This is a genomic window from Klebsiella sp. CN_Kp088 (assembly GCF_040064335.1).
Classification (GTDB): Bacteria; Pseudomonadota; Gammaproteobacteria; order Enterobacterales; family Enterobacteriaceae; genus Klebsiella; species Klebsiella aerogenes.
In genome coordinates, this window is the sequence record NZ_JBEAIQ010000001.1 from 55,662 (window position 1) to 72,147 (window position 16,486).

A 16,486-nucleotide genomic window follows, 5' to 3' on the forward strand; every position below is an offset into this window, starting at 1 on the left:
CATGCCCGCTTGCGGGCATGCCAATGGTTTACTTCAGACCTTCCGCCGACAGCGCCGCCGCAACGGACGGACGCGCCGCGACATGCGCCATCCAGGCGCCAATATTTGCGTACGCTTCCATATTCAGTTTCACCGCATAGCCCCAGCGCAGTACCGTGAACAGATAGCCATCAGCTATGGTAAAGCGATGCCCGTTCAGCCACTGTTTATCTTTCAGCGCCTCATCGACATACTGCAGCTTTTTCTCCAGCAGGGCACGCACCGTTGGCTTGTAGTCATCCGGCGTATCCGGGCGGAACAGCGGGGTGAAGCCTTTATGTAATTCGGTGGCGACGTAATTCAGCCATTCCAGCGTCTGGTAGCGGGCAATGGTACCCACTGGCGCCAGCAGCTGACGGTCAGGTACGCGGTCGGCAATGTACTGCATGATGGCCACGCCCTCGGTCAGCAGCACTTCGTCGTCAAGCAGCAGCGCGGGAACCTGACCCTTAGGGTTAATCAGCAGGTAGTCGTCGCCATTTTCGAGGCGTTTCTTCGCCAGGTCGACGCTATCGATGGTAAAGTCGAGGCCGCTTTCGCGCAGGGCGATATGAGAGGCAAGGGAACAGGCGCCGGGCTTGTAGAACAGTTTCATCAGTAACTCCTCGTGGCTGCAGTTTTCTGTATGTTAGTCCGCCCAGGGACAAAAAAAAAGCCGCTAACAAACGTTAGCGGCCTAAATTTATTGGTTTTCCCGGAGCATTTAAGCGGTTGCGGTTTCGCGCGCTTTGGCGACAGCGTCGTCGTCAAGAGTCATGCGGTTCAGCTTCGGCGCGGTCAGCAGCATCAGGAAGGCGATGACTGCGGTCGCGATACCAATCTGCAGGAACACGTGGCCGTAAACATCCAGAGAAACCAGCGGGTCGGTCACGTTTTCCGGTACTGCCATCAGGTTAGCGATTTTACCTGCAATGATGGCGGCGCCTGCGGTGGTCAGGAACCAGCTACCCATGATGAAGCCCATCAGACGTTGCGGTACCAGTTGAGCCACCATCGCCAGGCCGAGGCCGGAAATCATCAGTTCGCCGATACTCTGCAGCGCGTAGCTGAGGATCAACCAGTTGACGGAGACGATACCAGCATCGCTGGCGAATTTGGTACCCAGCGGCAGCACCAGGAAAGCGCCGGAGCACAGTACCATACCGATGGCGAATTTATGCGGCATCGGCAGGCGGTCACCCATCTTGTTATAAATCGCCGCCAGAATCGGGCTACCAATCATAATCCAGAACGGGTTCAACGCCTGATACTGCTCCGGTTCGAACGCGATACCCAGAATCGAGTGCTCAACGTTACGGATCGCGAAGAAGTTCAGCGAGGTTGGCATCTGGCTGTACAGTACGAAGAAGACAATCGCTTCAACCATCAGCAGGAAAGCAACGATCATTTTACGACGCGCCGCGCCCTGCAGCGCCATGGCTTCTTTAGCGAAGATGATAACAATACCCAGTGCGATGACGCCCAGCGCCATACGTGCGATGCCCTGGTTGTGCAGCAGCCAGGTGGCAATCGCGACCAGCACGACTACGCCGACGATAGTTGCCAGCAGTTTGCCGACATGCACCGGTGCGAAGTCAGGTTTGGAACCGTACTGTTTAACCCACTTCTGGCAGAAGGCAAAGTTAACCACGGTAATCAGCATGCCCACGACGCTCAGCGCGAACGCCACGCTCCAGCCGAACTTCGCTGCCAGCCACGGTGTAGCCAGCATAGAGAAGAAGGAACCGATATTGACGGACATGTAGTACATGGTGAATGCACCGTCCAGACGCGGGTCGTTCTTGTCGTAGCAGGTAGAGAGCAGGGAGGACGGGTTAGCTTTGAACAGGCCGTTACCGACGGCGATAGTCGCCATACCCATATAGACGATGGCGGCATCGTGACCGGACCAGGCAACCAGCGCATAGCCGATAGCCAGGACAATCGCGCCAAGCATGATGACGCGTTTGGTGCCAAGTACCTTGTCGCCGAGCCATCCGCCGATAGCGACCAGGCCATAAACCAGTGCACTAAAGGAAGAGAACAGGGTGATAGAATCCGCTTCCGACATACCCAGCTGTTTTACCAGGTAAACGGCCATGATCCCTTGCAGGCCGTAATAACCAAAACGCTCCCATAACTCAATGGAGAAGATGAGATAAAACGCTCTTGGTTGTTTGAAAGCGTTCAGACTCACGCTTTCTGCTGGTTTATTGTTTGCAGTTGACACATATACCTCTTTTTTTACATCCCATATTAACGGGGGCTGTTTGGGGCGCAATCGCGAAGGACCGCCGCCTTTATAGTTATTCTTGGAGGGAAAACGGCAAGTAATGTTCACTATCCTGCCCCATCAGGCAATAGCTTTGTAATACTCTGTTACACATAACTAAGCCACTATAATTAGCCAGTCATGCAAATGTTATACAGAGTTAAATTTCACCTATTCGTTAAACCTGATATTTTAATCTGTGGCGGGCGGCTACTGAGGGGATAAAGGCGATATATTCTGCTTTTTGACCTTGAAGGTAGTGGGATGGCCTATATTCCGAAAAATAAGCAGGCTATTGTCCTGTTGTCTAAGGCTCTGATATTGAAATTGCTGGCTTTTTGCATCATTTTTGCAACAGTTATTTAACGATGAGTTGCATGGATGATCTTGATCACAAATACATAGAAAATTTTCGCCGGTAAAAAACGAATGCGCTGATCGTTCGTTATATAACCGCATAATTATCCATCTAAATGGCAAAACTATGGAGTGATTATCGGTGTGGATGGTAAAACATAGAGCCATAACCACAGGTTAGGTTATGGCTCCAGGCTGGCGATGATGAAAAAGGCGTCTACGGGGGGGAGCGGTCATATTCACAAGATATGCAGAAATCAGGACTCTACCTTCTCTTTATACTCGCACAAATCTTCAATCAGGCAGGAACCACAGCGCGGTTTTCGCGCGATGCAAGTGTAACGGCCGTGAAGAATAAGCCAGTGGTGGCAGTCAACTTTAAACTCCGCCGGCACCACCTTTAACAACTTTTCTTCGACTTGTTCAACGTTCTTGCCGGGAGCAAATTGTGTCCGATTGCAAACGCGGAAGATATGGGTGTCGACGGCGATAGTCGGCCAGCCAAAGGCGGTATTCAGCACGACATTAGCGGTTTTACGTCCGACCCCCGGTAATGCCTCCAGCGCCGCCCGGTCTTCCGGCACCTCACCGTTATGTTTCTCCAGTAAGATGCGGCAAGTCTTAATGACGTTTTCGGCTTTACTATTAAACAAGCCAATGGTTTTGATATAGGACTTCACGCCGTCAACGCCAAGCTCCAGCATCGCCGCCGGCGTATTGGCGACCGGATAGAGCTTCGCCGTCGCTTTGTTGACGCTCACATCGGTGGCCTGCGCCGACAGCAGCACCGCAATAAGTAGCTCGAACGGTGAGGTGAAATTGAGTTCGGTGGTTGGGTGCGGGTCGTTGTCCCGCAGCCTGGTCAGGATCTCCAGGCGTTTGGCTTTATTCATCTTACGCTTTCCCTGTCACATCAGTTGGGGCGACGGAGACGGCCTGCGCCGCTTTCGCCTTACGCTGCTTAGTACGCTCATCAATGAGGTATTTTACCGCCAGCATCATACCGAGGCCAATGAAAGCGCCCGGCGGTAGCATCGCCAGCAGGAACGGCGTATCGGTATGGAAAACTTCGATGCGCAGGACTTTCGCCCAACTGCCTAATAAGCTATCGGCGCCATCAAACAGTGTGCCATTGCCGATTATTTCGCGCAGCGACCCCAGCACAAACATGGCACAGGTCGCGCCCATACCAATGGAAAAACCATCGAGCGCCGACAGCGCCGGCCCTTTTTTGGCGGCGAACGCTTCGGCGCGCCCCACCACGATACAGTTGGTGACGATAAGCGGAATGAAGATACCCAGCGATTGATACAGGCCGAAAGCGTAGGCGTTGATAAGCATTTGTACCACGCTGACTACCGAGGCGATGATCATCACGTAGATCGGAATACGGATCTCCGCCGGCGTCCAGCGGCGCAGGCTGGAGATGGTGAGGTTGGTTAGCGTCAGTACCAGCGTGGTCGCCAGGCCGAGGCCCAGGGCATTGGTAGCCGTTGAGGTAACCGCAAGCAGGGGACACATACCCAACAGCTGAACCAGCGCCGAGTTATTCTTCCACAACCCTTGAACAATGACGTCTTTTACTTCGCTCATGGCTTAGTCTCCGCAGGCGGTGAATTCAGGGATCTGCGCGGGCAGCGTTTGCGCATACAGACCCGCGCGTTTAACGGCATTTACCACCGCACGCGGGGTAATGGTCGCGCCGGTGAATTGGTCGAAATCGCCACCGTCTTTTTTCACCGCCCAGTGGCTATCATTTTGACCATGGATAACCTTGCCGCTGAAGTGGGTGATCCAGTCAGAAATACGCAGTTCGATCTTATCACCGAGCCCGGGTGTTTCATGATGCTCGGTGACACGTGAACCGAGAACGGTGCCTTTAAAGTCGGCTGCTACCAGCAGTTGAATCGCCCCGGAATAACCATCTGGCGCCGTGGCTTCCATCACCGCGCCGACCGGCGCATCGTTCAGCTTTGCAATCCATACTTTATGCTGACCTTTGCCTAACTGCGGCGCGGTCACCAGATAACAGCTTTGCAGCAGGTCGTTATTATAACTCTCCGCTGGCAGGACCTGATCGAACAGGGCCTTTTGCTGCAGCGCGGCCTGCTGCTCAATGGTGTTTTTGGTTAACTCATTGATGGCGGCCGTTAGTCCGGTAGAGCCAGCGGCAAAGAGCGCCAGCGTGATGCCGTGTTTACGCATGCTTTTTAACATGACGACTCCTTAACGGTGGCCATACACGCGCGGACGCGTGTAGTAGTCAATCAATGGGACGGTTATATTCGCCAGCAGCACGGCAAAGGCGACGCCGTCCGGATAACCGCCGAAGCTGCGGATCAGCCACACCAGTAAACCGGCCAGCGCGCCGAAAATCAGGCGTCCGCGGTTGGTGGTGGATGCCGTCACCGGATCGGTAAGGATAAAGAACGCCCCGAGCATGGTGGCGCCGGAAAGCAGATGCATTTGCGGCGATGCCAGGCTTTCCGGCGAGAAAATCCAGCCGAGAGTGGCGCAGACGGCAAGGCTTAGCAGGAAGCTCACCGGGATATGCCAGCGAATGGTTTTTTGCCAAAGCAGGAACAGACCGCCAGCCAGCCAGGCGAGGTTAACCCATTGCCAGCCAAGGCCGGCCAGTTGGCCGCCGTAAATTGGATACTGCAGGATCTCTTTTGCGCTGTGTCCGGCATGAAGCGAAGTCTTAAATGTATCCAGCGGCGTGGCCTGGCTGATACCGTCGATTCCCATGCGCAGGCTGTTCATATCGCCGCCGCTAGCGGTATGGCCGCTGAAAATGACCTGCAGCGCATCCATAAAGCCAGGAACCTGAGCGGCAATTTCGTGCGGCGGTAACCAGGAGGTCATCTGCACCGGGAAAGAGATTAGCAGAACGACATAGCCGATCATTGCCGGGTTAAAGGGGTTATGTCCTAATCCGCCGTACAGTTGCTTGGCAATCACCACCGCAAAGGCGGTGCCCAACACCACCATCCACCACGGCGCCAGCGGCGGGATACTGACGGCCAACAACAGCCCGGTCAGCAGGGCAGAGTTATCCGCAAGGGTTGCCGCGATATTCTGTTTGCGCAACTTGAGAATAGCCGCTTCGGTTCCCCATGCGGTGAAGGCCGCGAGGATAATCTGCAACAGGGTACCCCAGCCGAAAAACCAGCTCTGGACGACAATACCAGGGATCGCCGCCAGCAGCACCAGGAGCATAATTCGCGAGGTCTGGCGCTGGTTGTGGGTATAAGGGGAGCTTGCGATTCTGAAAACCATTTATTCCTCGTTAACTGCCTGCTGTGTTGCTTTACGTGCCTGAACGCGAGCGATAGCTGCCGCGACGGCCGCTTTACGCGGGTCGTCATTGGCGGCGTCCGGCGCGGTTTGTTGTTCTGCTTGTTGGGCGGCTTTACGCGCCTTGGCGCGGGCGATAGCGGCCTCAACGGCGGCTTTACGCGGATCGACCGCGGGCGCAGCCTCAACCGTGGTTTCACTTTCGGCAGAGGGAGCGGCGTTTTCAACCTGCTGCGCGGCCTTACGCGCTTTGGCACGGGCGATAGCGGCTTCAACGGCGGCTTTGCGCGGATCGACCGCTGGCGCAGCTTCAGCCGTGGTTTCACTTTCGGCAGAGGGAGCGGCGTTTTCACCCTGCTGCGCGGCTTTGCGCGCTTTGGCGCGAGCGATAGCGGCCTCAACGGCGGCTTTACGCGGATCGACCGCGGGCGCAGCTTCAGCGGTGGTTTCACTTTCAGCAGAGAGAGCTGCGTTCTCAACCTGCTGCGCGGCTTTGCGCGCTTTGGCACGGGCGATAGCGGCCTCAACGGCGGCTTTACGCGGATCGCTTGCATCGGTTGTCGATTCAACAGCGGCTTGCTGTTCAGCTTTGCGCGCCCGGGCCTCGGCTTTACGCGCTTCGCGGGCGGCAATCGCTTCGCTGTTATCTGGTTTGCTGCCGGATTGAATAACAATCGGCTGCGCCGCATCACGCTGCTTTTCACGCACGCGGGCCAATGCGGCGTTAATGGCATCCTGATCTTTCGCCGCCGGTTGTACGGCTGCTTTTTTGTGCCGCTCCTGGCGCGCGGCTTTTTCACGTTCAAGACGCGCCTGTCGCGCTTCAAACCGAGCTTTCGCTTCGGCGGCGCGCTGTTCTTCCTGACGGATGGCGGCAATTTCCGCTTTTTCCTGGCGGAAATATTGCACCAGCGGAATATTACTCGGACAGACCCAGGCGCAGGCGCCGCATTCGATGCAGTCGGCTAAGTTATGGGTAGTGGCTTTGTCGTGCTGCTGGCCTTTACTGAACCAATACAGCTGCTGGGGGAGGAGATCTGCCGGGCAGGCATCAGCGCAGGCGCTACAGCGGATACAGCCTTGCTCTTCCTGTGTTTCGCCCATCTCAGTTACCGACGGAGCCAGCAGACAGTTAGTGATTTTCACGACCGGAACGTCGAGCCAGGGCAGAGTGAAGCCCATCAACGGGCCGCCCATGATGACCATCGGCTCCGCGCTGGCGCAGAAACCGGCATCGCTCAGAAGATGGCGCACCGGCGTACCCAGGCGCGCCCAAACGTTGCCCGGCCGGCTAATCGCTTCGCCAGTCAACGTGACGACGCGCTCGGTTAACGGCTCGCCGTCGATCACCGCGCGTTTAACAGCATAAGCGGTGCCAACGTTCTGCATCAGCACGCCAATATCGGAGGAGCGGCCGCCATGCGGCACCTGCTTACCAGTGAGAATTTGCGTAAGTTGCTTCGCGCCGCCGGAGGGATATTTGGTGGGAATCACCCGCAGCGCTATGCCGTGGGCATCGGATAACACCGCGCGCAGCATCGAAATGGCCTGCGGTTTGTTATCTTCGATACCAATCAGCACCTGTTTGGGTTGCAGAATATGCGCAAGGATGCGGATCCCTTCAACAACCTGCGCCGCGCAATCCTGCATCAGGCGATCGTCTGCGGTGATATAGGGTTCGCATTCTGCAGCATTGATAATCAGGGTATCGATTTTATCGCCGCCGCCGCGCAGTTTTGTTCCCGTGGGGAAGCCGGCGCCGCCGAGTCCGGCGACGCCAAACTGGTGAATACGCTCGATCAGCTCTTCACGCGACTTGTTGTGGTAGTCGCTCCAGCCGTCGCGCTCGATCCAGCAGTCTTCGCCATCGGCGTCGATAATAACGCTGAGTTCCGCCAGCGCGGAAGGGTGGGCGGTGGAATGGGGGGCAATAGCCGTCACCGTTCCGGAAGTCGGGGCATGAACCGGCAGCATCCTGCCAAAGCCGCGGGTTAACGGCTGACCGCGCAAAACTTTGTCGCCCGGTTGTACGCACAGTTCGCCTTCAGCACCGATATGCTGCTTCAGCGGAATGACAAAACGCTGCGGCAGAGGAACCTGACGCAGCGGCGTGCCGTTGGACTGAGTTTTCATTTCCGGCGGATGAATACCGCCGTTGAAGTCCCAGATCTTGTCTTTTCGGAAAGCGGAAAATAACTTAAACATGTTGTTCCACAGGAATATTGCGTACCGGGATGGCCTGCAGGTCCCATTTCCAGGTTTCGGTGGTCTGAGCGACTGGACGCAGGTCAATACACTGAGTCGGGCAGGGGGCAACGCAGAGATTACAGCCGGTGCACAGGTCGCTCATCACCGTATGCATGGCGCGGGTCGCGCCAACGATGGCATCAACCGGGCAGGCCTGAATACATTTGGTGCAGCCAATGCAGTTGGCTTCATCAATCACCGCCAACATGCGAACCGGCTCTTGCTGCTGCTCATCGCCGTCAATAGGCTGCGGGTCGACGTTCAATAATGCGGCGATTTTTAACATGACCGCTTCACCGCCGGGGGCGCAGCGGTTGATTTTTTCACCCTGAGTGCCCACGGCTTCCGCGTAGGGACGGCAGCCAGGAAAGCCGCACTGGCCGCATTGACTTTGCGGCAGCAACTCATCAATTTTTTCTACCACCGGGTCGTCTTCCACCGCAAAACGGCGCGACGCGTACCCCAGTATTAAGCCGAAAATCAGCCCGAGCAGGCTGATGGCGATCACGGCTATCCAGACAGCGCTCATTACAACTTCACCAAACCACTAAAGCCCATAAATGCCAGCGACATTAATCCAGCGGTCACCAGCGCAATCGCGTTACCGCGAAACGGCGCGGGAACATCGGCAACCACCAGACGTTCGCGAATCGCGGCGAATAACACCATCACCAGCGAGAAACCAACGGCGGCGGCGAAACCGTACAGCGCGGACTGCAGGAAATTATGCCCGAGGTTAATATTCAGCAATGCCACGCCCAGCACCGCGCAGTTGGTGGTGATTAACGGCAGGAAGATCCCCAGCAGGCGATACAGCGCCGGGCTGGTTTTACGTACCACCATCTCGGTAAATTGCACCACCACCGCGATGACCAGGATAAAGGCCAGGGTGCGCAGATAAACAAGGTTCAGCGGGATAAGGATCCAGGTATCAATCAACCAGGCGCAAATTGAGGCCAGCGTCATCACAAAGGTGGTGGCCAGTCCCATCCCCATAGCGGTTTCCAGCTTTTTGGAAACCCCCATAAACGGGCACAATCCAAGAAACTTCACCAGCACGAAGTTATTAACAAGGACAGTACCGACAAAGAGCAGTAAATAATCAGCCATTATTGGACCTGAAACGAAAAAAAGCCGCCTATTATCGAATAAATCGATACCGGCGACAACAGGTGAACTGTGTGGTTATTACGGATTGACGAAGGTCCGCTTAACCCGCGCAGAGCGTCGAAAATAGGGCGCAAACAGTGCCGCAGCGAGCAACGGAAACAGCAGCTGGCGCATGGCCAGAAGATCCGAAATCGGCGAAAAAGCGAACGCCTTAATCGCCAGCAGCAGAGAAATAAGCAGCCAGATAATGTAGTGTTTGGGTACCACCGCGCGGCGTTTGAAAAACGCTATCGTCAGCCACAGGGTATAATACCACATCGCGACGGCGAACAGCAGCGAAGCCAGCCAGAGCGCCAGATGGCCAAAGCTCATGGCTTTCAGCAATGCCCAGGTCTGCGGCGCCATCAGCGCATTCGCGTACAGTATTAATGATAAGGAGGTGCTGAGCAACGCGAGCAGTAACCACGCCAGCGGCGCCAGTAGCCACCCGCCGATACGTTCTGCAGATTGAGAGGACATCCTAACCCCCGGATTCAACGCCAGTTAGTTAATTTCAGGGCGGGAAGTATAAGCAACTGGCGTGAATGATAACAGTCTTTATTGCACGTAACGCCACACCGACTTCGGCACCTGGCCTACATCGAACAGTTTTCCGCCAGAGACTAACTCGGCGCGGCGGTGATCGGCGGCGCGATACATGTTGACGATTTCATTGGTGTCAGAGAGAGAATAGTTAAGATGATCAAAAAGTTTTTCCAGGCTTTCCAGCGAACTAATTTTGCGGAATTTTAATAAATAATCCTGTACGGTCATTTGTGTATCCATTTAATAATCGGAATTAAGTCGAATATTACCAATTTTCTGTAAACCGTGTTTCAACTAACAGCGCCTTCTTGATGGGCCGGCGGAATTATTTCGGTTGCCAATACTAAAAACAAGAACTGATTAGGATCCTGGCATCGTAAAAAGAAATTTAAGAATATTCTACAACCAGATCAGGCGCCGGACGGCGCCTGAGGGAGGAAGATTAACGCTGTTCGCCTCGGCTGGCAATAACGTTTTGGTACCAGAAATAACTCTTTTTTCGTTTGCGAGCGCGGTTCTGCTGGTGATCGACGTAGACAAAGCCATACTGCTTCTGATAGCCGTTGAGCCAGCTTAGCAGGTCAATAAAGGACCATGGGTAAAAACCGCGGACATCCGCACCTAATGCTATTGCCTTTTCCAGCGCATTAATGTGGCTACTCAGATAGTCAATTCGCGGATCGTCGACTATTTCACCGTCAATAATCGGATCTTTCGCCCCCAAACCATTTTCGGTGATATAGATTGGGATATCGCCGTAACGCTCTTTTATCATCATGATGCCGTCGGTTAATCCCTGCGGCCAAATTTCCCAACCCCATTCGGTATAAGTACTTTGCGGATTGCGGACAAAATAAAATAATCCATCCACGCCGGACTCGCCAACGCCTGGAGCATCCTGCGGCGTGGCGGAGACCGTCTCCCGACGATAATAATTCAGGCCGATAAAATCGCAGCGGTTTTCCCTGAGCAGCGCGTCGTCGCCCGGTGCGAAGCGCGGTACGTTCCACAGCGCCTGAGCCTGTTGAAGCAAAGCGTCTGGATAGGCGCCTTTGAGTACCGGATCGTATAGCCAGTGGGTATGGATAGCATCGGCCAACGCGGTGGCCTCAATGTCCTCGGCGCTTTGCGTCAACGGCGTATGGGGCTGCAGTACGTTAACGAAACCAATCTGGCCGTTAATGTTCATGTCACGGAAGGTCTTAACCGCCAGCGCGTGGGCGATAAAGACATGGTGGCAAGCCTGGATGGCGCGAGCCGGGTCGCGTACCGCCGGTGGATGGCAGCCATTAATATAACCGTGGCCAATAAATACAATGGTTTCGTTAAAGGTTGCCCACAGCTTGACCCTGGAACCGAAGCGCTGATAGCACAGTCGCGCGTATTCGGCGAAGGCTTCCGCTGTGCTCCGAGCCTCCCAACCCCCTTCGTCCTGCAATGCCTGGGGCAAATCCCAGTGATAAAGGGTGAGCATCGGTTCAATATTGTGCGCCAGCAGTTCGTCGATCAGATCGCTGTAAAACTTCACGCCTGGTTCATTGACTTCACCACGGCCACGAGGCAATAACCGAGGCCAGGAGATAGAAAAGCGGTAGCTTTGTAGCCCCATTTCAGCCATCAGGGCGACATCTTCACGAAAGCGGTGATAGTGATCGACGGCGATATCGCCATTGGTGCCCTGAAAGGTGGTTCCCGGCTGGTGCGAGTAGATATCCCAAATAGAAGGGCCTTTGCCATCGGCATCGTGCCCGCCTTCAACCTGGTAGGCGGCCGTTGCGGCCCCCCAGAGAAAATCTTGCGGAAATGCGGCCATCAAAAAAACTCCTTATCAAGTGATAAAGAGAGTGTATTGAATGGCGCGACAAATCTGCAACCGGTTTCTGAAACCGGTTGCAGATTTGCGGCGAGTATCACTCTTTGCCGTTATTTCGCCTGTACGGTGTTGGCCGGAGGCGGGGACTGATAATCATCGATTTGATGCGCAACCACCAACAGCACAGCCGAAACGCCAAAAACAACCCAGCCAATAAGTTCTACAATGCGGGTAAAAACAGTCGTCATAATTCTAAAGCGGAAAGTTAAAATGGATTGAAATGTTACTAAACCGCGGAAACAACGCAAGTATTACTGCCCACGCATTGCGCAACTGGCGCAAAGATGAACAGCGTGCACGGATAATCGAAAGATTGCGGTTTATAGTTGAAGTCATGGTTGCGCACGAGGATGAGGTCATGAGTGATGCTATACGGGTAGGGCTGATAGGTTATGGTTATGCAAGCAAGACATTTCACGCGCCATTGATTTCCGGTACGCCGGGCATGGCCCTGTCGGCCGTGGTCAGTAGCGATGCGCAGAAAGTGCTGGCGGACTGGCCGGCGACCCAGGTGGTGGCTTCCGCGAATTCGCTAAATGCGGACCCTGATATCGATCTGATTGTTATTCCAACTCCCAACGATACTCATTTCCCGCTGGCGCGAGCGGCGCTGGAGGCGGGCAAACATGTCATTGTTGACAAACCTTTTACCGTGACACTGTCACAGGCGCGTGAGTTGGATGCTATCGCCAGAAGCCGCGGGCGGCTGTTATCGGTGTTCCATAATCGCCGTTGGGATAGCGATTTTCTCACGCTGAAGGCCTTGATTGCCGCAGGGGATTTGGGGGAGGTCAGTTATTTTGAATCACATTTCGATCGTTTTCGCCCGCAGGTTCGTGACCGCTGGCGTGAGCAGGGCGGCCCTGGCAGCGGTATCTGGTATGACTTAGGCCCCCATCTGCTGGATCAGGCGGTCAACCTGTTTGGCCTACCGGTAAGTATTGCCGTCGATCTGGCGCAGCAGCGCCCCGGTGCGCAGGCGACGGATTATTTCCACGCGGTGTTAGTTTATCCGCAACGGAGAGTGATTTTGCACAGTACGCTGCTGGCGGCGGCGGAAACGGCGCGTTATATCGTCCATGGTTCACGAGGAAGCTATGTAAAATATGGTCTCGATCCGCAGGAAGAGCGTTTGAAAAGCGGCGAGCGACTGCCGCAGGAGGATTGGGGCTACGATATGCGCGACGGCATATTGACCCGCGTTGAAGGCCAAGAGCGCGTCGAGGAAACCTGGCTGACGCTGCCCGGGAACTATCCCGCTTATTATGCGGCGATTCGCGATGCGCTCAACGGCAGCGGAGAAAACCCGGTACCCGCAAGCCAGGCGATTCAGATTATGGAGCTGATTGAACTGGGGATTGAATCGGCACGGCACCGGACGGCGCTGTGCCTGATTTAACAGCATGCTCCGCCTGCGCGGCGGAGCTTTGGCTTAATTAGCCTGCAGCACGCGTTGGATAAGCGCCTCTTTTTCCTGACGGCTGAGGAATGCCAGTTCCAGACCGTTAATTTGCGCCTGACGGATCTGCTCACGGCTGAGGCCCGCCGCCGGCGCGGCGACATTGTACTCGTGAATAATATCCACCCCCTGTACCGCCGGATCATCGGTGTTAATGCACGCCAAAACGCCGTGATCGAGGAAAGTCTTCAGCGGGTGCTGCGCCAGTGAAGCGACGGTGCTGGTCTGGATGTTTGACGTCAGGCAGGATTCAATGCCAATACGTTCAGCGGCGAGGAAGTCCATTAACTTCGGATCCTGCACGGCTTTCACCCCGTGACCGATGCGTTCGGCGCCCAGTTCACGAATGGCCTGCCAGATACTTTCCGGCCCGGCGGCTTCACCAGCGTGGACGGTGATACGCCAACCCGCGTCACGCGCGCGACGGAAATGATCCATAAACAGCGCGCCGGGGAATCCCAGCTCGTCGCCAGCCAGATCCAGCGCGGTGATCCCATCGCGATGGGCCAGCAGGGCGTCGAGTTCCTCTTCACAGGCCGCCTCGCCGAAGGTGCGGCTCATGATGCCAATCAGACGCGCCTCGACGCCGAAATCACGGCAGCCCTCGCGTACCCCGGCAATGACCGCTTCGACGACGCCAGCGACCGGTAATTGATGGGTCATCGCCATATAACGTGGAGAAAAACGCAGCTCAACGTAGTGCAGGCCGTTGCGCGCGGCGTCTTCAACATTTTCCCAGGCAACACGGCGGCAGGCTTCCAGAGAAGCCAGCACCTTCACGCCCCAATCGAGTTTCGCCAGGAAGCTGACCAGATCGGGTTCATGGCTGGTAACCTGCACATGCGGACGCAGCGTTTCAAGGGTGTCTGCCGGGAGAGTAATATTGAACTGGCGGCCAAGATCGAGAATGGTTTGGGCACGGATGTTGCCGTCAAGATGGCGGTGAATGTCTGTTAAAGGCAAAGTTGAATCAATCATGGTCGCACTCATTTTTTAGTTGAAGTGCACGATATTATACATCAGCAGCGTAACCGTTTAAAAGTACGGAAAAAATCCTGTGGATACAGAGAGTTGACCAGTGAAAAGTTTGTACTTGCGCAATAAAAGAGCCAATTTTTCATTTTGTTGCGCAATTGCAGGCGATGAGCAGCCCGAAACAAAACCAACGGCGGGCCGCCTGAATATCTTGAACCGCGTGTAATAATTTCTGCAATCAAACGGGCAGAATCATATTTTCCATATGCAATAACGTATTGTCTTTTGACCAGTAGTGTCGCGTTTTTTCATTGAGATCAACCACCCACTTGAATACCCCGGCATTTGCCAGTTCGGCGCAATAGTTATCAAAAGTGGTAATACCGCTAAAGTGGCGCCGGGCGGCATCTCGGGTGAGCGCTCTGCAGGACTGGGAATTAACCCGCAACAACTTTCTGTTGCTTTTCAGGGAAACGAAAGTATCTGATGACATAACAAAATTCACATTCCCTGTAGCGACAAAATAGATGTAATAAGAGACATTGTTCTCCAGAAGTACTTCAGTAAATGAAATAAAATCCGCATCAGTGCGTACTCGCTCAAAAATGGTTCTGAGCAAATCCAGAAGCTCCATGATTTTCCTTGTGGGTCGTGTGTGCGTGCGAAACGGCTTCCTATACGGCTGATGTATACGAAACGTTCACTTATCTATTTATTATAATGCTAATAATATAATCTTAATTTTAATGTGTGTAATGGTATTGGAACAGTGTTTCAAGTGTTACAAAGTATTGCTTTAGCGCAAGAAATCAGCAGTTCCACTGGCGGGTGAGTATAAGCAGCGTGGCGACTTATCAATAGCGTTTCGCTATTAGTCATAGTGAATCAGTATTTAATCTTAGAAAGATGCTTTTATATAGTGTCCCGGACTGACATTCCTGCCATCGTTAGCAGGCTATATTAAAAGGACGCCGGGAAAATGGCTTTTTCACTTAAAGGTTTAACTCATTCATTGGCCCTCGTTAGCGCGTTGCTGCTAGCGGGCTGTGGGCCAAAAGATCAGGATCCTAATCATATTAAGGTGGGAATTAGCGCGGGTATCGATCAGCAAGTCTGGGCGGTGGTGCAAAAAGTCGCTAAACAGAAATATAACCTTGATGTCGAGGTGGTGACTTTTAATGATTTCGTTTTGCCCAATGAGGCGCTGAATAATGGCGATCTCGATATCAATGCTTTCCAGCATAAACCCTATCTTGATAAACAGATCCAGGAGCGCGGCTATAAGCTGGTGGATGTCGGTACTACTTTTGTCTATCCGATTGCCGCTTATTCAAAGAAAATCACCGCCATTTCACAGCTTCCGGACGGCGCCCAGGTAGCAGTGCCTAATGACCCAACCAACCTTGGGCGTTCTCTGTTATTGCTGGAGCAGCAGGGGCTTATCACTCTGAAAGAGGGGGTTGGCCTGCTGCCAACCGCGCTGGATATCGTGAATAACCCGAAGAAGCTGAAAATCGTCGAGATTGAAGCACCGCAACTGACCCGTGCGCTGGATGATAAACAGGTGACCATGGCTATCATTAATACCACCTTTTCCAGCCAGATTGGCCTGTCGCCGACGCGCAATGGTCTGTTCATCGAGGATAAAAATTCGCCGTACGTCAATATTTTCGCCAGCCGCGAAGATAATAAAGACAGCGAAAAAGTGAAGAATCTGGTGAAAGCATACCAGACCGACGAAGTCGCCAACGCCGCCGCCGAATTGTATAAAGGCGATGCGGTGAAAGGCTGGTAGTTATTCTTCCTTCCCCGTCTGGTGCTGTACATCCAGCACCTCAGTTAATACGCGCCGCGCATTCGCGGCGCAGTCAATGTCATCCGGCTTCTGTTGTATCTCATGGATAACGTTGACCAGTTGCGCTTTACTGTGCGCGAGTTTATGTTCCAGCTTTTCGATATCCGCCACTTTTTGTTGCAGGGTGGTGAGTAGCGTTTGTCGATCCCAGTGATTGAGGTCTGACGGCAATAGGGATGATATCTCTTCGAGGCTGAAACCCGCTGCCTGAGCGGTGGTAATTAGCCCCAGCACCACCAGCGTTTCTTCCGGATAGCTGCGATAGCCATTGGCTTTACGCTGCACGGTTTTGAGGATCCCCGCGCGCTCGTAATAACGGATCCGCGAAGGCGCCAGGCCGCTGCGTTTTGCCAGAGTTCCGATGTTCATTTTTATTCCTCATAAGCTGCTTGACCTTAAACTTAACTTTAAGGTTATGGTTTGTCCAGTTCACTGACT

At 54.1% G+C, this 16,486-nt stretch carries 18 protein-coding genes; 2 read left to right on the forward strand and 16 right to left on the reverse strand.

What is annotated here, in order from left to right; all coding sequences use genetic code 11:
• Positions 1-28 precede the first annotated feature (28 nt).
• The 13 genes from gstA to blr all read right to left on the reverse strand — a co-directional run bounded on the left by gstA (position 29) and on the right by blr (position 11,947).
• The gene (gene gstA / locus ABLV08_RS00285) at positions 29-634 is read right to left on the reverse strand and encodes a glutathione transferase GstA (protein ID WP_015366859.1); all 606 of its coding nucleotides are present in this window, start codon (positions 632-634) and stop codon (positions 29-31) included.
• A gap of 108 nt (positions 635-742) precedes the next feature.
• A complete protein-coding gene (gene dtpA, locus ABLV08_RS00290) occupies positions 743-2,248 on the reverse strand; it encodes a dipeptide/tripeptide permease DtpA (RefSeq protein WP_015366858.1) in 1,506 nt (501 codons plus the stop codon).
• Between the two features lie 656 nt (positions 2,249-2,904).
• On the reverse strand, positions 2,905-3,540 hold the full coding sequence (gene nth, locus ABLV08_RS00295) for an endonuclease III (protein ID WP_015705230.1): 636 nt from the start codon (positions 3,538-3,540) through the stop codon (positions 2,905-2,907).
• A 1-nt stretch (position 3,541) separates the two neighbouring features.
• The gene (locus tag ABLV08_RS00300) at positions 3,542-4,240 is read right to left on the reverse strand and encodes an electron transport complex subunit E (RefSeq protein ID WP_015366856.1); all 699 of its coding nucleotides are present in this window, start codon (positions 4,238-4,240) and stop codon (positions 3,542-3,544) included.
• 3 nt (positions 4,241-4,243) lie between these two features.
• Complete coding sequence (gene rsxG, locus ABLV08_RS00305) at positions 4,244-4,864, reverse strand: electron transport complex subunit RsxG (RefSeq protein ID WP_015366855.1); 621 nt, start codon at positions 4,862-4,864, stop codon at positions 4,244-4,246.
• 9 nt (positions 4,865-4,873) lie between these two features.
• Complete coding sequence (gene rsxD, locus ABLV08_RS00310) at positions 4,874-5,926, reverse strand: electron transport complex subunit RsxD (RefSeq protein WP_015705232.1); 1,053 nt, start codon at positions 5,924-5,926, stop codon at positions 4,874-4,876.
• Complete coding sequence (rsxC, locus tag ABLV08_RS00315) at positions 5,927-8,149, reverse strand: electron transport complex subunit RsxC (protein WP_348855405.1); 2,223 nt, start codon at positions 8,147-8,149, stop codon at positions 5,927-5,929. It lies immediately after the preceding gene.
• Positions 8,142-8,720, reverse strand: coding sequence for an electron transport complex subunit RsxB (rsxB, locus tag ABLV08_RS00320; protein WP_020078990.1), 579 nt, complete (start codon positions 8,718-8,720; stop codon positions 8,142-8,144). The genes rsxC and rsxB overlap by 8 nt, the downstream gene beginning before the upstream one ends.
• On the reverse strand, positions 8,720-9,301 hold the full coding sequence (gene rsxA / locus ABLV08_RS00325; protein ID WP_015366851.1) for an electron transport complex subunit RsxA: 582 nt from the start codon (positions 9,299-9,301) through the stop codon (positions 8,720-8,722). The genes rsxB and rsxA overlap by 1 nt, the downstream gene beginning before the upstream one ends.
• A 78-nt stretch (positions 9,302-9,379) precedes the next feature.
• Positions 9,380-9,820: a DUF2569 domain-containing protein gene (locus tag ABLV08_RS00330; RefSeq protein ID WP_015366850.1), complete on the reverse strand. Its 441-nt coding sequence runs from the start codon at positions 9,818-9,820 to the stop codon at positions 9,380-9,382.
• Positions 9,821-9,898: 78 nt separating this feature from the next.
• Complete coding sequence (gene ydgT, locus ABLV08_RS00335; RefSeq protein ID WP_015366849.1) at positions 9,899-10,114, reverse strand: transcription modulator YdgT; 216 nt, start codon at positions 10,112-10,114, stop codon at positions 9,899-9,901.
• Between the two features lie 214 nt (positions 10,115-10,328).
• Complete coding sequence (locus ABLV08_RS00340) at positions 10,329-11,699, reverse strand: GH1 family beta-glucosidase (RefSeq protein ID WP_348855406.1); 1,371 nt, start codon at positions 11,697-11,699, stop codon at positions 10,329-10,331.
• 110 nt (positions 11,700-11,809) lie between these two features.
• The gene (gene blr / locus ABLV08_RS00345; RefSeq protein WP_020078988.1) at positions 11,810-11,947 is read right to left on the reverse strand and encodes a division septum protein Blr; all 138 of its coding nucleotides are present in this window, start codon (positions 11,945-11,947) and stop codon (positions 11,810-11,812) included.
• 170 nt (positions 11,948-12,117) lie between these two features.
• Here blr and ABLV08_RS00350 point away from each other — a divergent pair, with 170 nt between their 5' ends.
• Positions 12,118-13,158, forward strand: a complete 1,041-nt coding sequence (locus ABLV08_RS00350; protein ID WP_020078987.1) for an oxidoreductase — start codon at positions 12,118-12,120, stop codon at positions 13,156-13,158.
• Between the two features lie 33 nt (positions 13,159-13,191).
• Here ABLV08_RS00350 and add read toward each other — a convergent pair whose 3' ends face one another.
• Both add and ABLV08_RS00360 read right to left on the reverse strand, forming a co-directional pair.
• Positions 13,192-14,196: an adenosine deaminase gene (gene add / locus ABLV08_RS00355; protein ID WP_042892348.1), complete on the reverse strand. Its 1,005-nt coding sequence runs from the start codon at positions 14,194-14,196 to the stop codon at positions 13,192-13,194.
• A 235-nt stretch (positions 14,197-14,431) separates the two neighbouring features.
• Positions 14,432-14,827 carry a DUF1398 domain-containing protein gene (locus ABLV08_RS00360; protein WP_020078985.1) on the reverse strand — a complete coding sequence of 132 codons (396 nt, stop codon included), beginning with the start codon at positions 14,825-14,827 and terminating at the stop codon, positions 14,432-14,434.
• 345 nt (positions 14,828-15,172) lie between these two features.
• On the opposite strand from ABLV08_RS00360, the gene metQ reads away from it, so the two are divergent.
• Positions 15,173-15,988, forward strand: coding sequence for a methionine ABC transporter substrate-binding lipoprotein MetQ (gene metQ, locus ABLV08_RS00365; RefSeq protein ID WP_032711533.1), 816 nt, complete (start codon positions 15,173-15,175; stop codon positions 15,986-15,988).
• Here the strand turns inward: metQ and ABLV08_RS00370 are convergent, their stop codons facing one another.
• A complete protein-coding gene (locus ABLV08_RS00370; RefSeq protein WP_045360694.1) occupies positions 15,989-16,417 on the reverse strand; it encodes a MerR family transcriptional regulator in 429 nt (142 codons plus the stop codon).
• Between the last annotated feature and the right edge of the window lie 69 nt (positions 16,418-16,486).

Bases quoted from the DNA above. Each gene is read 5' to 3' on its own strand.
- gstA (WP_015366859.1), bottom strand. From the start codon at position 634: ATGAAACTGTTCTACAAGCCCGGCGCCTGTTCCCTTGCCTCTCATATC.
- nth (WP_015705230.1), bottom strand. From the start codon at position 3,540: ATGAATAAAGCCAAACGCCTGGAGATCCTGACCAGGCTGCGGGACAAC.
- ABLV08_RS00300 (WP_015366856.1), bottom strand. From the start codon at position 4,240: ATGAGCGAAGTAAAAGACGTCATTGTTCAAGGGTTGTGGAAGAATAAC.
- rsxG (WP_015366855.1), bottom strand. From the start codon at position 4,864: ATGTTAAAAAGCATGCGTAAACACGGCATCACGCTGGCGCTCTTTGCC.
- rsxD (WP_015705232.1), bottom strand. From the start codon at position 5,926: ATGGTTTTCAGAATCGCAAGCTCCCCTTATACCCACAACCAGCGCCAG.
- rsxC (WP_348855405.1), bottom strand. From the start codon at position 8,149: ATGTTTAAGTTATTTTCCGCTTTCCGAAAAGACAAGATCTGGGACTTC.
- rsxB (WP_020078990.1), bottom strand. From the start codon at position 8,720: ATGAGCGCTGTCTGGATAGCCGTGATCGCCATCAGCCTGCTCGGGCTG.
- rsxA (WP_015366851.1), bottom strand. From the start codon at position 9,301: ATGGCTGATTATTTACTGCTCTTTGTCGGTACTGTCCTTGTTAATAAC.
- ABLV08_RS00330 (WP_015366850.1), bottom strand. From the start codon at position 9,820: ATGTCCTCTCAATCTGCAGAACGTATCGGCGGGTGGCTACTGGCGCCG.
- ydgT (WP_015366849.1), bottom strand. From the start codon at position 10,114: ATGACCGTACAGGATTATTTATTAAAATTCCGCAAAATTAGTTCGCTG.
- ABLV08_RS00340 (WP_348855406.1), bottom strand. From the start codon at position 11,699: ATGGCCGCATTTCCGCAAGATTTTCTCTGGGGGGCCGCAACGGCCGCC.
- blr (WP_020078988.1), bottom strand. From the start codon at position 11,947: ATGACGACTGTTTTTACCCGCATTGTAGAACTTATTGGCTGGGTTGTT.
- ABLV08_RS00350 (WP_020078987.1), top strand. From the start codon at position 12,118: ATGAGTGATGCTATACGGGTAGGGCTGATAGGTTATGGTTATGCAAGC.
- add (WP_042892348.1), bottom strand. From the start codon at position 14,196: ATGATTGATTCAACTTTGCCTTTAACAGACATTCACCGCCATCTTGAC.
- ABLV08_RS00360 (WP_020078985.1), bottom strand. From the start codon at position 14,827: ATGGAGCTTCTGGATTTGCTCAGAACCATTTTTGAGCGAGTACGCACT.
- metQ (WP_032711533.1), top strand. From the start codon at position 15,173: ATGGCTTTTTCACTTAAAGGTTTAACTCATTCATTGGCCCTCGTTAGC.
- ABLV08_RS00370 (WP_045360694.1), bottom strand. From the start codon at position 16,417: ATGAACATCGGAACTCTGGCAAAACGCAGCGGCCTGGCGCCTTCGCGG.